The organism is Faecalibacterium sp. PGM34, from assembly GCF_054456555.1.
Genome location: NZ_CM136898.1, coordinates 2,553,131 through 2,566,550, shown reverse-complemented (window position 1 = coordinate 2,566,550; position 13,420 = coordinate 2,553,131). Strand labels below are relative to the sequence as shown.

The window sequence follows — 13,420 nt, the reverse complement described above, 5'->3', positions numbered from 1 at the left end:
ATGAAGTTTTTTCTATTGTAGCACAAGCCGGGGCAGAATGCAAAAATCCCTGCTGCACACAGGGCACAGCAGGGATTGGAATGCGGAATAGTTTACTCAGAGCGCAGCGCCTTGACGGGGTTGCTCTTTGCGGCGCTGCGGGCGGGGATCACGCCGCCCAGCATGGTAAGCAGGGTGGCCAGAACGATCAGGATCAGTGCGGCCTGCGGCGGCAGAGATGCCACCACGTTCACATCGCCCGCGATGTGGTGGATGAGCATATTACCGGGGATGAGCAGCAGCAGGCAGAGCACTACGCCCATCACGCCGGAGCACAGGCCGATGATGAAGGTCTCGGCATTGAACACCTGCGAGACGTTGTGCTTGGAAGCACCGATGGCACGCAGGATTCCGATCTCCTTGCGGCGCTCCAGCACGCTGATATAGGTGATGACGCCGATCATGATGGAGGACACCACCAGCGAGATGGCCACAAAAGCCACCAGCACATTGCTGACCATGCCCACGATCTCGGTAACCGAGTTCATCAGAGTACCCACCATGTCGGTATAGTGGATCACCTTGTCCTCTTCGCCCTGCTGCCGCATGGCGGCGTTGTAGGCGTCCAGCTCGCTTACCACCTGCGCCTTGGTGTCAAAGCTGTTGGGGTAGATATAGATGCCATCGGGCTTTGCGTAGTCCACATAACCGATGTCGCTCAAAATCTTTTCGTAGCTGGAAGCGGAGGAGAGCAGGGTGTTTTTGATCATCTCGGTCAGGTCGGAGCCGGTCATGTTGATCTGAATGGCCTGCTGGAACACGGCGGGGTCGATCTTGAGTACGCTTTCCACCTGCGTGCTCAGCTGCGCAATGTTGCTCTGGATGGCCTGCGCGATCTTCTGTTCCAGCTGCCCCGCCAGCTTCTGGATGGCGGGCCCCATCTGCTCCTGCAAAGCGGCGGTGAGCTGGACCTGCAGCGCCTCGCTCAGCTGGACAGAGTAGGTCTCCATCACGGTCTGCAGATTCTGCTGGAGGGTATCGGCAAACTGTTCCTCCAGCCCGGAGGTGTCCAGCAAATCGCCCATGGATTCGTTCAGCAGCGTCTGGAAGGCCTCGGTTTTCATATAGGAGGAAAAGCCGATCTTGTCCAGATTCAGCAGACCGTTGCTGATGATATAGCGCTTATAGCCGTTCAGGATCTTTTTCATCAGCGCCTGCAAGCCGTCCTGAGAGATGTTCAGCTCTACGCCGTCAAACAGCTCGCTCATGTCCATCTCCATGTCCGGCAGCGGCAGTCCGCTGAGATCCAGCTTGAAGCTGGAGGGGTCGATGAGGGTGGCAAGGTCGAAAGAGCCATCAGTCAGGTCGAATGCGCCGTCCAGATCAAAGTGCAGGGCACTGGTATCGAACTGGAAAGCGTCCTTGAGAGCGTCCGTGTCCACCGAGAACAGGGAGGCGATATCCAGCATGCTGTTGCCGGCAGCATCGAAGGGCTCACCGGTCAGCACGTTGATGTCCGGGTCTGCCAGCTGCTGGCGCACGATCTCGCTGTTGGCTGCCTGATCGATGACATGATAGGTCAGATCGTGCAGGTAGTCCAGGCCGCTGTGCAGGATGGTGGAGGTGGCGTCTGCCTTGGGCTGCACGATGCCGACAATGGTCAGCTCCTCGCTGTCAGCCACCAGCTGCTGCATATAGGCTTCATCGTTCAGCTTGCTCAGCCAGACCTTGTGCTCAGTGTCGTAGACATAGCAATCGGTCTTGTTGACAAGCTTGAAGGTCATGCCAAGAAAATCGTCATAGGTATAGGTGCCGTAGTCCGTGGGCAGATCGATCTTCTGGTTCTTTGCATACTGCTGTAATATTTTGTCCAGCTCGGCCTGATCCCGCAGACCCATGGCGTACAGCGTGTAGTCCGAAATGCTGCCGTCCGCGTTCAGGGTCAGCACCAGTTCGTTGTACTTTTCCGGCCAGCGACCGGCCTTGATGTCATACTGATCCTCGTACAGGGCGGGGGTCTCGGCCATTTCGCAGAACACATAGGGGCTGGACATGGAGGTCATGATGTTGGTCACCGAGGCGCTCTCACTGGCAATATCGGAGAAGGTGGTGTCCGGGTTCAGCTTCTGCACGGTGCCGTCCGGGTTCTGACGGTAGATCAGGGGAGAAGCGGCGTAGGCGTATTCCACCGTGGCGTTGTCCCGGATGGTGCAGGCATCGCTGTCCAGGTATTCTTTCAGTGACTGCAGATCGTTGCTGGTGGCACCGATGTTCAGCTGAGCTAGCAGCTGGTTCACCGTGACCATGCCATCCGGCGCAGGCTCAGCGCTGGACGAAACGCTGGTGTAGGTGTCCGGGTCCATCATGCTGGTCAGATCCACGCCGGTGCTGCTGATCTGCAGCGGGTAGGCCGCCAGCGTGGATTTTTCCATGTTGCTGATGTAGCGGCTCACACCGTTGGAAAGGGAAAGGATCAGCGCAATGCCGATGATGCCGATAGAACCGGCAAAGGCGGTGAGCAGGGTACGCGCCTTTTTGGTGAGCAGATTGTTGAAGCTGAGGGAGAGGGAGGTGAGCAGGGACATGGAGGAGTGCCCCATGTTCCGGTGCACGGGGGCTGCGGCGGCTGCCTCGTCCTCGGGCTCGTAGGGCATGGTGTCGGAGCGGATCACACCGTCCTTCAGCTTTACGATGCGGGTGGCGTAGCGTTCGGCCAACTCCGGGTTGTGGGTGACCATGACCACCAGCCGGTCCCGCGCTACTTCCTTGAGCAGCTCCATGACCTGAATGCTGGTCTCGCTGTCCAGTGCGCCGGTGGGCTCGTCTGCCAGCAGGATATCGGGGTTGTTCACCAGTGCGCGGGCAATGGCTACGCGCTGCATCTGCCCGCCGGACATCTCGCCGGGGTGCTTGTGCAGCTGGTTGCCCAGCCCCACCTGCTCCAGCGCAGCGGCGGCACGGCGGCGGCGCTCGGCTTTAGAAACGCCCGAGATGGTCAGCGCCAGCTCCACATTGCCCAGCACGGTCTGGTGGGGGATCAGGTTATAGCTCTGGAACACGAAACCGATGGTGTGGTTCCGGTAGGAGTCCCAGTCGCGGTCGGTATATTTTTTGGTGGAGATGCCGTTGATGACAAGATCACCGCTGTCGTAGCGGTCCAGACCGCCGATGATGTTCAGCAGGGTGGTCTTGCCGGAGCCGCTGGGGCCCAGAATGGCCACGAATTCGTTGTCCCGCAGGTTCAGACTGACGTTGTTCAGTGCGTGCTGCACCAGCTCGCCGGTCTTATATTCTTTGTTGATCTGTTTGAGCTTGAGCATAAATGTGCCTTTCCGGTACTGCGCCGCCGGGCGCTGCTGCCTGTGGTTTGAAAGTGGGGAACGTTTGCAGACAATATCCTATTTATTTTAGCAAAAGAATGTGAAAAAATCGTGAAATCATATTGCGGAAATGTTGAAGCTGCGGCGCTTTTGCGTCCGGGCAGCGGTCTTGCCGGGAAGGACGGGGCAAAAAGGAAAAGTGGGAAAAGATACCGGTTGAATTTGCAGACGGAACGTGCTATTCTAAAGCTGACAGCGGCGCGTAGAGCATGCCGGAGGCAAAACGCCCGAAAATGCTCTGTTCAGACACTTCTTTAGGATTGTAACGGTTTCTCCTACCTTATAAAATATACTTCGTAAAATAGCAAAAGGATAAACAAGGCAGAAAAGAATTGGCCCTTGTAGTAAGGAGGAACTGAAATGGAACGTACATTTTCACCCATGATCCGGCAGTATTCTGCCATTGATGGTTTGCAGCAGGCGTATACGCTGGTGTATGCCATGGAGGTAGAGGGCACACAAGGTTGTCGGCTGACCCTGTGCCGGATCGGCAGCCGACAGCAGATCGTCAGTCAGCATGTTGCGGCAGCGCCGGAGTTCTGTTACCGGCTCCTGCGCTACTTGTGTGAAAATGGAGTTCAGCCGGAGCTCTGGCAGGATGCGGTCACAGACCTGACAGCTGCCGGGCTGGCAGGCGAGAAAGGCGGCGCATGGCGTGAACAGTGAGCGAACAGCCCAACTGCAAGTCGCCCTTGCAAGCTATGACCTGAGGGAGCTGCGTGTTCAGAAGCGTTATTTGCAGGAGCAGGGAACCGCCATCGTATGCACCTGCTTTTGCAGCGGCGAAAAGCTGCTGGCACAGCTGCGGCAGGGCGTCCGTTACGATGCCGTGGTGCTTTGCAGCGAGCTGACGGACTTGTCCGCAGAGCAATTTGTCCGGCAGCTGTACCAGTTGAAGGAGCGGCCGACGCTGTTGGTGCAGAGCCATGGCCGCAGCAGCGGCACGGCGCTGCAAAAGCTCCGCGAAGGGTACTACTGCGTAGAGGGCACCGAGCTGAAAAAGCTGCTGTGGCAGCTTTACCGGATGCCCGAGCGGCAGAACCGGCAGCTGGAGCAGCGGTGCAGTCAATTGTATGCAGCGTGGGGCATCCCGCAGGGGGATGTCAACGCCGGATACCTTTCCGGCGCGGTCGGCATCGCATGCAGCACCAGCCAGAAGCTGGCGATCCGCAAGGAGATCTTGCAGGCTGTGAGCGAGCAGTTTGATACATCGGTCGCTGCCGTGGAAAGCGGCATCCGCCGGATGGTGGATCAGCTGGAGGAAAAGCCGACCCCTGCGTGGCTGGCGTTTAAAGCTGATACAAGGCTGGGCAACGGTAAGCCCACCACCGGCAAGCTGATCTACGCGGTCAGGGATGTTGTGCTGCGGCAAAAGTCCCCGTAAGGCTTGCGCACGGCTGCGGCAGTTGGAACACTGTGGTGTTCCGTTGAAAAAATGGCATCGCTCGGGGAGGCAGAGCAATGGAGCAGCAAAGGACAGAAATGCGGTCTATTACAGCAGAGCAGCAGAAGCGGGTCGAGGAGGTCTGCTTCCGTTCGCTGGCGCTGATCGGGCGCAACTGTGAATATCTGGAGCAGCATTTTGACCGCACCGGTGCAGACGAGTCTACCCGGCAGGCGGTGGCGGATATCAACACCGCCGCCTTGCAGCTGGACCGCACCCTCAGCGAGGCGATCACCCTGCTGGAATTTCTGCACGAGGAAGCAAAACCGCAGCTGTACCCCATTGATCTGTGTGAGCTTTTGCAGCAGGTGGCGGCACAGTCTGATATGATCCGGGCACAGCTTGGGGTGGATATCCGGCTGGATTACGGCGGGTGCACCGCTTGCTGCGTAATGGCAGACCGCAGAGATGCGGAGCTGCTGTGTCTGCATCTTCTCTCCAATGCCCTGCGCGCCAGCCGGGAGGGCGGCTGCGTCTGCATTGCGCTGCGCCGCACCGAAAGCGGCTGGCAGCTGACGGTCACCGATGATGGCTGTGGGCTGCCCGGTGAGGATGCGCAGGCAGCGCTGGAAAACCGCCGCAGCTTTCTGGGCGGGGCACAGCTGGGGCTGCTGCTCTGCCGGGAGTGCTGCCGCCGGATGGGCTGGAGCTTACAGCTGGAGCCTGCGCCCGAAAAAGGCACACAGGCTGTGGTGAGCATCCCGTTGTACGCAGGCGAAAGCCGCCCCGATGGCACGGTGGAGCTGCGCACCGACTCGGAGACCGAGCGGGAACAGCGCAAGTATCATCTGCGCGCCATGCTGGTGCGGGAGATGCGCACCATGCCGGAGCGTGGTGACCCGGAAGAAGAGCTTTAATAAAGTGGCAAGGCCGCTGCACAGTGTTTTGTGCGGCGGCCTTGCTTATTTTGTGCCCGGTGCTTTCCTGCAAGCGCAAAGCATGGTATACTGAAAGCTGAAAACAAAAGCTTGGAGGAGCAACAATGACAAACAAGAAGCTGAACTACCCCGCCCTTGCCAAGGAGGCGGCCATCCTGACCGGAGCCGTTGCCATTATTGCGGCGGCGGTCTATTTTTTTCTGGTGCCCAGCCATACATCCGTCAGCAGTATTTCCGGCCTTGGCATTGTGCTTTCTAATTTTGTGCCGCTGCCGCTTTCGGCCATTACCATGGTGCTGAATACCGTGCTGCTCATTATCGGTTTTTTCACCTGCGGCAGGGAGTTTGGTGCAAAAACCGTGTATACCAGCGTGATGCTGCCGGTGTTTCTGAGGCTTTTCGAGCGCCTGTTCCCGGATTTCGGTTCCCTGACAGACAGTCAGGAACTGGATGTGCTGTGCTATATTCTGGTGGTCAGCGTGGGTCTGAGCATCCTGTTCAACCGCAACGCATCCTCCGGCGGGCTGGATATCGTGGCAAAGATCATGAATAAGTACCTGCACATGGAGCTGGGCAAGGCGATGTCCCTTTCGGGCATGTGCGTGGCGCTCTCTGCTGCCCTTGTCTACGATAAAAAGACCGTAGTACTGAGCATTCTTGGCACCTACTTCAACGGCATCGTGCTGGATCATTTCATCTTCGATAACAGCATCAAGCGCCGGGTGTGCATCATTACCGAGAAGGAGGAAGCGCTGCGGCAGTTCATCATCAACGACCTGCACAGCGGTGCCACCATGTACGAGGCTATCGGCGCATACAACTTTGAAAAGCACAACGAGATCATTACCATCGTGGACAAAAGCGAGTATCAGAAGCTGATGAACTTCATCAACCGCGAGGACCCCAAGGCCTTTGTTACGATTTATAATGTGTCCAGTGTGCACTATCAGCCCAAGCGCTGAGCGGCACAGGGAAGAGAAGCAAAAGCCGTGCCCGGGGCTTTTCCGCAGCGGAAAACCGTGGTAGAATAAGAAAAAACGGAAAGGAACAACAGCCATGGACATCAGACTGGTTTGCAGCGATATTGACGGTACGCTGCTGCAATATGGCAAAAAGGAACTGGAGGGCGAGATCTTTGACCAGATCCGGGCGCTGCATCAGCGGGGCATCTGGTTCTGCCCGGCCTCCGGGCGGCAGTATACCAGCCTGCGCAAGCTTTTTGCACCGGTGGCAGACTGCTGCGTGTTTATCTGCGAAAACGGCGGCACTATCTTTAAAGAAGAACAGTGCATCGCCAAAAATCCCATGCCGCGGGCGCTGGCAGAGGAGATCGCCAACGATATGTGGACGCGCAGCGAGGGACAGGGCGAGGTGATGCTCTCCGGCCAGAACACCGCCTACCTGATGGAGCGCGGCCTTGGGATGCTGCAGCGGGTGCAGTTCGTGGGCAACCACTACCAGATCATCCACAGCCCCGCCGAGGTGCCGGAGGACATCACCAAGGTGTCGGTGTACCTGCACGAGGGCGTGGAGAACTATGTGGAGCGCTTTGTGCCCCGCTGGAAGCAGGCGAACTGCGCCGTGGCGGGGCCGCTCTGGATCGATACCACCTTTGCCAACAAGGGCATCGGGGTGCAGTGTGTGTGCCGCACCCTTGGCATCGACCCCGCACAGGTCATGGCCTTTGGCGACAACTACAACGACGAGACCATGCTGGACGTGGTGGGCGTGCCCTACATTATGGATAACGCCGCCGCTCCGCTGCGGGCAAAATACAAAAACCACACCCCACGCCCGGAGGATGTGCTGGCGCAGCTGCTGGCACAGCAGCCGTAAAGGGGGCGAGCCAATGAACCGCAAGGGACTGGAACAGCTCATTTTTGATACTTACAGTGTAGAGCCGGACTACCCGTGGATGGACACCCCGGAGTCGGCGGTGTTCCGTCACGCGGCAAACCGCAAGTGGTTTGCGCTGGTCACTACCGTACCCAAAAGCAAGCTGGGGTTGCCCGGGCAGCAGCCGGTGGATATCGTGAACCTGAAATGTGACCCCATCCTCATAGGCTCTCTGCGGGCAGAGCCGGGCTTTTACCCGGCCTACCACATGAACAAGGAAAATTGGATCACCGCTGCGCTGGACGGCAGCGCCCCGGAGGATAAGCTCCGTCTGGTGCTGGACATGAGCTACACCGCCACTGCACCCAAGCTGCGAAAAAAGAACGCTTGACCGCAGCAAAATAAGAGCGGGCGCTGCAATTGATGCCCGCTCTCATTCGTATTCAGGGTAAAGGACTGCATTTTGCAAAAGGAGGAAGCTATGGCTATTTTTGAAAAGACCATCCGCAACCAGAACTTCGACACCCTGCTCCGCAAGCTGGAACACGCCATCCCGGACAGCAGCTGGTCGGCAGAGCTGGAAGCCGGCAGCGACTTCAAGGACGGCAGCGCCCGGTGCAGCGTGCGGGTGTTTGAGCGGTACAGCGTGGTGGGCGGTAACCGTCTCAGCCTGACGCTGACCTTGTTCCAGAACGGGGACGAGCCTATCCGACTGTCGGCCATTGCAGCGGGCGGCAGTCAGGCGGTGTTCTTTAAAATGAACACCCTCGGCGAGGACGCTTTTCTGGAGGATGTAAAGCAGCTGCTGGAAGAAATTTTGGAGGGGTAAAATGTTTTATAGTGGGTTTGACGCGCTTTTCAGCATCCTGTTCCCGCTGGTGTTTCTGTTTGTGCTGGGCATGATGCTGTTTACCGTGGTGGGCAATTTGCGCACATGGCGCAAAAATAATGCGTCCCCGCGCCTTACCGTCCCGGCTACTGTGGTGGCCAAGCGGATGAACGTTTCCCGCCATCACACCGCCAATGCAGGGGACATGACCGGCGCCCACGGCTATACCAGCACGAGCGCTACTACCTATTATGTGACCTTTCAGGTGGAAAGCGGCGACCGCATGGAGCTGCGGCTGAGCGGCACAGAATACGGCCAGCTGGCAGAAGGCGACACCGGAAGGCTGAGCTTTCAGGGTACGCGCTATCTGGGGTTTGAACGAAATTAAACACGCTGTTGCGCAGTATTTTTAAAGAAATCGCAGAAGCTGTGACAAAAGTATTATTCTTTTATGAATTTTAGCACTCTGCGCTTGACAGTGCTAAAAAATCGTGTTATAACAGTGGCGTGCTCAGGAGGAAGGGCAAAAGGAGAGCCGCAAGGCTCCCCGGAAAGCCCCTTGCAATGAGCTTCAAAATATAATTTTATACCCGACCCGAACGCCGGGATTGGAGGTATGTTTTATGTTTATGCCGACTGTTTTTCATGAGAACCTGTTTGATGATCTCTTTGATCCGTTCTGGAACGAGGGTGCACTGGAACGTATGATGAACCGTGAGGCTCGTGATACCTTTGGTAAGCGCGGTGCAAACATGATGAAGACCGATGTCAAGCAGACGGACAACGGCTACGAAGTGGACGTTGATCTGCCGGGCTGCAAGAAAGAGGACGTTCAGATGGACCTGAACGACGGCTACCTGACCATTCAGGCCGTGCGCAGCCACTCTAACGATGAAAAGGATAACAAGGGCCGCTATGTGCGGCGCGAGACCTTCTCCGGCAGCTGCGCCCGCAGCTTCTATGTGGGCGAAGTGAAGAAGGAGGACATCCACGCAAAGTTCGAGGATGGCGTCCTGCACATCCAGCTGCCCGCCCCGCAGCAGACGAAGGCTCTGCCTGAGAACCCGAATCTGATCGAGATCGAGTAAATGCCGACCGTGTGCGCCAAGGCATAACGTATATAGAATGCCCCCGGAGAGCTGCAAGAAGCCCTCCGGGGGCATTTTTGGTGTACAGGCTTTCGATGACGGAGAGGGGAGAAAGTACCTGTTTTTGCCAGAAAACTTTATTTTTCCACCGTTTCGTGGTATCCTTATAAGGCACACGCAATACAGGCCTGCGGCTGCACTGGCAGCGGCTGCGGACTGCGTGCGGCAAAAAAAGAACGTATAGAAGGAAAAAGGGGGATAAAAGTCATGGGCGAATTTGCCTTTCAGACTTTACGGGAAAGTATCACCTCTGCCATCAGGAGCAAGATCCTTACCGGGGAGCTGCAGCCGGGCACAAAGCTGGCAGAGCAGCGGCTGGCCGAGGAGTTCGGCTCCAGCCGGGCACCCATCCGGGAGGCGCTGCGGCAGCTGGAGCAGGAGGGCATGGTCGAGTATTCACGCAATGTGGGCTGCTCGGTGCGCCGGGTAAAGCCGGAGGATGCCTACGAGATCTATCTGCTGCGGGCAAATCTGGAAATGACGGCGCTGCGCTATTTTGACTGCAAATTCCCGGAGGAGGATCTGCGCACCCTGCGCGGTATCTTAGAGGAGATGCGCAATGTCCGGCCGGGGGAGCTTTCACAGATCGTGGAGAACGACAACCGCTTCCATGCGGTCATCGTGCAGCGGGCAGGGCTGCCCAGGCTGCTGAAATTCTGGGACGACCTGAACTACGGCAACCTGCTTGTTGGGGCGAACAGCGGCTCTAACCACGAGACGCTGGCGCAGCGGCAGAACGGCATCCACACCAAACTGTACGAGGCGCTGGCAAGCGGCGACACCGAGGCTGCCTGCCGCGCCGTCTACGCCCACTACATGGAGCCCATGGAACGGATGCGCAGCGCAAACAGCGCCGTTCAGGCAGCGGACGAAACAGCAAAATAAAGGGGAATTTGGCTGACCGGCTAAATTTTGACCAATCATTTTATGGAAATTGCAGATTGTCTACAATCTGCAATTATGCTATACTATCAAAGTGATTGGTCGAGTACTGCTGTATTTTAGTAAAATTGCGAAGTATATGCGGAACCTCGGCCTTCTTACAGGAACTTCCGCCCTGTGTGGAGAAGAAAGAGAGGAATTGTCCGTATGTCTAACAAAGAAAAAGCCACAAAGATCTCGTGGCTTACCCTTGCCTTCATGGCCTTTTCTACGGTCTGGGGCTTCGGCAACATCACCAACGGCTTTGTGTACTTTAACGGTCCGCAGGTCATCTTCAGCTGGATCTTCATGTTTGCCCTGTACTTCATCCCCTATGCCTTGATGGTGGGTGAGTTGGGCTCTGCCTTTAAAAACGAGGGCGGCGGCGTCAGCTCCTGGCTGCACCAGACCACCAACGCCAAGCTGGCTTACTACGCCGGTTGGACCTACTGGGCCTGCCACATCACCTACATTGCCAGCAAGGGCAGCGGCTTTTTGAAAGCGCTGAGCTGGGCGGTTTTCCGCAACGCGGAGACCTACGACTCCTTCCCCACCCGCTACATCCAGCTGGCTACCTTCGGCATCCTGCTGCTGGGCTGCTACATTGCAAGCCTGGGTCTGAACCCCCTGAAAAAGCTGCTGACTGCCGCAGGCACCTGCACCTTCGTCATGTCCCTGCTGTACATCCTGATGATGTTCGTTGCCCCGGTCATCAACCCCACGGCAGAGTACGTCCATGCCAACCTGAGCTTCAGCAGCCTCATCCCCAACTTCAACGTCACCTACTTCACGTCTCTGTCCATTCTGGTGTTCGCTGTGGGCGGCTGCGAGAAGATCTCTCCCTACGTCAATAAGGTCGAAAACCCCAGCAAGGGCTTCCCCCGCGGCATGATCACGCTGGCCGTCATGGTGGTCACCTGCGCCATTCTGGGCACGCTGGCTATGAGCCGTATGTTTGACCCCGCCATCATCAATGCTAGCGCCGAAAGCTTCAACGCCTACGCTGCCAACAGCTCCTACTGGGCTTTCCAGAAGCTGGGTCAGTACTACCATGTGGGCGATCTGTTCATGATCATCTACGCCCTGTGCAACGTCATCAGCCAGCTCGCCGTGCTGATTTTGAGCATCGACGCACCGCTGCGTATGCTGCTGGATAACGAGCACACCAAGCAGTTCATCCCGCAGGCTCTGCACAAGGTCAACGCCCACGGTGTGCACAGCAACGGCATCAAGATGGTGGCTGTGCTGTCCGGCTCCATCATTCTGGCACAGTCCTTCGTGCCCGGTGCTGCTGCCGTTCTGCGCCAGCTGACCAAGCTGAACTCTGTGTGCATGCCCATGCGCTACCTGTGGGTGTTTGCTGCCTACATCGCCCTGCGCAACGCCTACGATACCATCCCCGCCGAGTACCGCTTTGTCAAGAATCAGGCCGTGGCCAAGTTCTTCGGCGGCTGGTGCTTTGCCGTTACCGCCGTGTGCTGCGTGCTGGGTATGTATGATAAGGACCCCTTCACCTTTGCACTGAACGTCATCACCCCCGTGGTGCTGACTGTGCTGGGATTCATTCTGCCTGCCCTTGCAAAGCGCGAGCAGACCGCTGCCAAAAAGTAACCTGAATATGCTTAAAAAGGGCCGGTCAGCATTGACCGGCTCTTTTCTCAGGAAATTAGGAGGTTTATTTTATGATCGCATCCGAAGTCCGCGAAATGCTGTCCTTCATCGACGGCAACCCCACCGCATACCACACCACCGCCGCAGTGCGGGAGATTCTGTTGAAAGCAGGCTTTGCAGAACTGCTGGAAAGCCGCAAGTGGGCGCTGGAACCCGGCAAGGACTACTTTGTCTGCCGCAATGGATCCAGCATCATCGCCTTCCGCATGGGCGACCAGCTGGAAAATTACAGCTTCAACGTTGCCGCCGCCCATACGGATTCTCCCTGCTTCCGCATCAAGGAGAACGCCGAGATCCACATGGGGCAGAACTACACCAAGCTGAACACCGAGGGCTACGGCGGCATGATCTGCGCCACATGGATGGACCGTCCGCTGTCTGTGGCGGGGCGTGTGCTGGTGCAGGAGAATGGCGCCATCGTATCCCGTCTGGTGGCGCTGGATCGCGACCTGCTGATGATCCCCAGTGTAGCCATCCACATGAACCGCGAGGTCAACGACAAGGCTTCCTTCAACAAGCAGGTGGATATGCTGCCCGTGCTGGGCGGTGCCTGCGAGGAGGGCGCGCTGAAAAAGCTGATCGCAGAGGAGCTGAAGGTGTCCGAGGAGCAGATCCTTGGCAGCGACCTGTTCCTCTATGTGCGGGAAAAGGCCACCGTCTGGGGCTGCAACGAGGAGTTCATCTCCTGCGGCCGTCTGGACGACCAGCAGTGCGTCTACGGCATCCTGAAAGGTCTGCTGACCGCAAAGAACGCCCGCTCCATCGGCGTGGCGGCCTTCTTTGATAACGAGGAAGTCGGCTCCGGCACCAAGCAGGGCGCAGCCTCCACCTTCCTGTACGATGTGCTGCACCGCATTGCCCAGAGCCTTGGCGGCAACGACGAGGACTTCCACCGTGCGGTGGCTTCCAGCTTTATGGTCAGCGCCGACAACGCCCACGCCGTGCACCCCAACCACCCGGAGCACACCGATGTGAACAACTGCACCTACATGAACAAGGGCGTGGTCATCAAGACCCACGCAGGCCAGAAGTACACCAGCGATGGCATGAGCGTTGCCGCCGCCCGGGAGCTGGCTGCCCGCGCCGGTGTGCCGCTGCAATACTTTGCAAACCGTTCCGATAAGGTAGGCGGCAGCACGCTGGGCAATCTGGCCATGGCACAGGTGTCCATGAACTGTGTGGACATCGGCCTGCCGCAGCTGGCGATGCACTCCTGCTACGAGACCGCCGGTGCAGAGGACACCCTCTCGCTCATCAAGCTGATGCAGGAGCTGTACAGCAGCCACTTTGAAGAGACTGCCTTTGGCACCCTTTCCATCAGCAAGTAAACCGGT

Annotated in this window: 13 protein-coding genes; 12 read left to right on the top strand and 1 reads right to left on the bottom strand. The window is 57.6% G+C overall.

Annotated features, from left to right (window positions below; translation table 11 throughout):
* Positions 1-92: 92 nt before the first annotated feature.
* Positions 93-3,299, bottom strand: coding sequence for an ABC transporter ATP-binding protein/permease (locus tag ACXPUX_RS12405; RefSeq protein WP_458828571.1), 3,207 nt, complete (start codon positions 3,297-3,299; stop codon positions 93-95).
* Positions 3,300-3,719: 420 nt separating this feature from the next.
* Here ACXPUX_RS12405 and ACXPUX_RS12400 point away from each other — a divergent pair, with 420 nt between their 5' ends.
* From ACXPUX_RS12400 to ACXPUX_RS12345, 12 genes are all read left to right on the top strand, one after another.
* Positions 3,720-4,025 carry a hypothetical protein gene (locus ACXPUX_RS12400; protein WP_458828570.1) on the top strand — a complete coding sequence of 102 codons (306 nt, stop codon included), beginning with the start codon at positions 3,720-3,722 and terminating at the stop codon, positions 4,023-4,025.
* The gene (locus ACXPUX_RS12395) at positions 4,015-4,743 is read left to right on the top strand and encodes a sporulation initiation factor Spo0A C-terminal domain-containing protein (protein WP_458828569.1); all 729 of its coding nucleotides are present in this window, start codon (positions 4,015-4,017) and stop codon (positions 4,741-4,743) included. Before ACXPUX_RS12400 ends, ACXPUX_RS12395 begins: the two co-directional genes overlap by 11 nt.
* A 77-nt stretch (positions 4,744-4,820) precedes the next feature.
* Complete coding sequence (locus ACXPUX_RS12390; protein ID WP_458828568.1) at positions 4,821-5,660, top strand: sensor histidine kinase; 840 nt, start codon at positions 4,821-4,823, stop codon at positions 5,658-5,660.
* A gap of 125 nt (positions 5,661-5,785) precedes the next feature.
* Positions 5,786-6,643, top strand: coding sequence for a YitT family protein (locus ACXPUX_RS12385; protein ID WP_458828567.1), 858 nt, complete (start codon positions 5,786-5,788; stop codon positions 6,641-6,643).
* A gap of 94 nt (positions 6,644-6,737) precedes the next feature.
* The gene (locus tag ACXPUX_RS12380) at positions 6,738-7,517 is read left to right on the top strand and encodes an HAD hydrolase family protein (RefSeq protein ID WP_458828566.1); all 780 of its coding nucleotides are present in this window, start codon (positions 6,738-6,740) and stop codon (positions 7,515-7,517) included.
* 13 nt (positions 7,518-7,530) lie between these two features.
* Entirely contained in the window at positions 7,531-7,908 is a 378-nt protein-coding gene (locus tag ACXPUX_RS12375; RefSeq protein ID WP_458828565.1) for an MmcQ/YjbR family DNA-binding protein, read from the top strand.
* 90 nt (positions 7,909-7,998) lie between these two features.
* Positions 7,999-8,346 carry a DUF6054 family protein gene (locus ACXPUX_RS12370; RefSeq protein WP_458828564.1) on the top strand — a complete coding sequence of 116 codons (348 nt, stop codon included), beginning with the start codon at positions 7,999-8,001 and terminating at the stop codon, positions 8,344-8,346.
* Between the two features lies 1 nt (position 8,347).
* Positions 8,348-8,734 carry a DUF2500 domain-containing protein gene (locus ACXPUX_RS12365; RefSeq protein WP_458828563.1) on the top strand — a complete coding sequence of 129 codons (387 nt, stop codon included), beginning with the start codon at positions 8,348-8,350 and terminating at the stop codon, positions 8,732-8,734.
* A gap of 235 nt (positions 8,735-8,969) precedes the next feature.
* Positions 8,970-9,434, top strand: coding sequence for an Hsp20/alpha crystallin family protein (locus ACXPUX_RS12360; protein WP_458828562.1), 465 nt, complete (start codon positions 8,970-8,972; stop codon positions 9,432-9,434).
* 267 nt (positions 9,435-9,701) lie between these two features.
* Positions 9,702-10,379: a GntR family transcriptional regulator gene (locus ACXPUX_RS12355; protein ID WP_458828560.1), complete on the top strand. Its 678-nt coding sequence runs from the start codon at positions 9,702-9,704 to the stop codon at positions 10,377-10,379.
* Positions 10,380-10,583: 204 nt separating this feature from the next.
* Complete coding sequence (locus tag ACXPUX_RS12350) at positions 10,584-12,026, top strand: APC family permease (protein ID WP_458828559.1); 1,443 nt, start codon at positions 10,584-10,586, stop codon at positions 12,024-12,026.
* A 71-nt stretch (positions 12,027-12,097) separates the two neighbouring features.
* Positions 12,098-13,414: a M18 family aminopeptidase gene (locus ACXPUX_RS12345; protein ID WP_458828558.1), complete on the top strand. Its 1,317-nt coding sequence runs from the start codon at positions 12,098-12,100 to the stop codon at positions 13,412-13,414.
* Positions 13,415-13,420: the final 6 nt, after the last annotated feature.

Coding starts and splice junctions, on each gene's coding strand:
- ACXPUX_RS12360 (WP_458828562.1), top strand. CDS start 8,970: ATGTTTATGCCGACTGTTTTTCATGAGAACCTGTTTGATGATCTCTTT.
- ACXPUX_RS12380 (WP_458828566.1), top strand. CDS start 6,738: ATGGACATCAGACTGGTTTGCAGCGATATTGACGGTACGCTGCTGCAA.
- ACXPUX_RS12400 (WP_458828570.1), top strand. CDS start 3,720: ATGGAACGTACATTTTCACCCATGATCCGGCAGTATTCTGCCATTGAT.
- ACXPUX_RS12375 (WP_458828565.1), top strand. CDS start 7,531: ATGAACCGCAAGGGACTGGAACAGCTCATTTTTGATACTTACAGTGTA.
- ACXPUX_RS12355 (WP_458828560.1), top strand. CDS start 9,702: ATGGGCGAATTTGCCTTTCAGACTTTACGGGAAAGTATCACCTCTGCC.
- ACXPUX_RS12405 (WP_458828571.1), bottom strand. CDS start 3,299: ATGCTCAAGCTCAAACAGATCAACAAAGAATATAAGACCGGCGAGCTG.
- ACXPUX_RS12350 (WP_458828559.1), top strand. CDS start 10,584: ATGTCTAACAAAGAAAAAGCCACAAAGATCTCGTGGCTTACCCTTGCC.
- ACXPUX_RS12370 (WP_458828564.1), top strand. CDS start 7,999: ATGGCTATTTTTGAAAAGACCATCCGCAACCAGAACTTCGACACCCTG.
- ACXPUX_RS12365 (WP_458828563.1), top strand. CDS start 8,348: ATGTTTTATAGTGGGTTTGACGCGCTTTTCAGCATCCTGTTCCCGCTG.
- ACXPUX_RS12345 (WP_458828558.1), top strand. CDS start 12,098: ATGATCGCATCCGAAGTCCGCGAAATGCTGTCCTTCATCGACGGCAAC.
- ACXPUX_RS12385 (WP_458828567.1), top strand. CDS start 5,786: ATGACAAACAAGAAGCTGAACTACCCCGCCCTTGCCAAGGAGGCGGCC.
- ACXPUX_RS12390 (WP_458828568.1), top strand. CDS start 4,821: ATGGAGCAGCAAAGGACAGAAATGCGGTCTATTACAGCAGAGCAGCAG.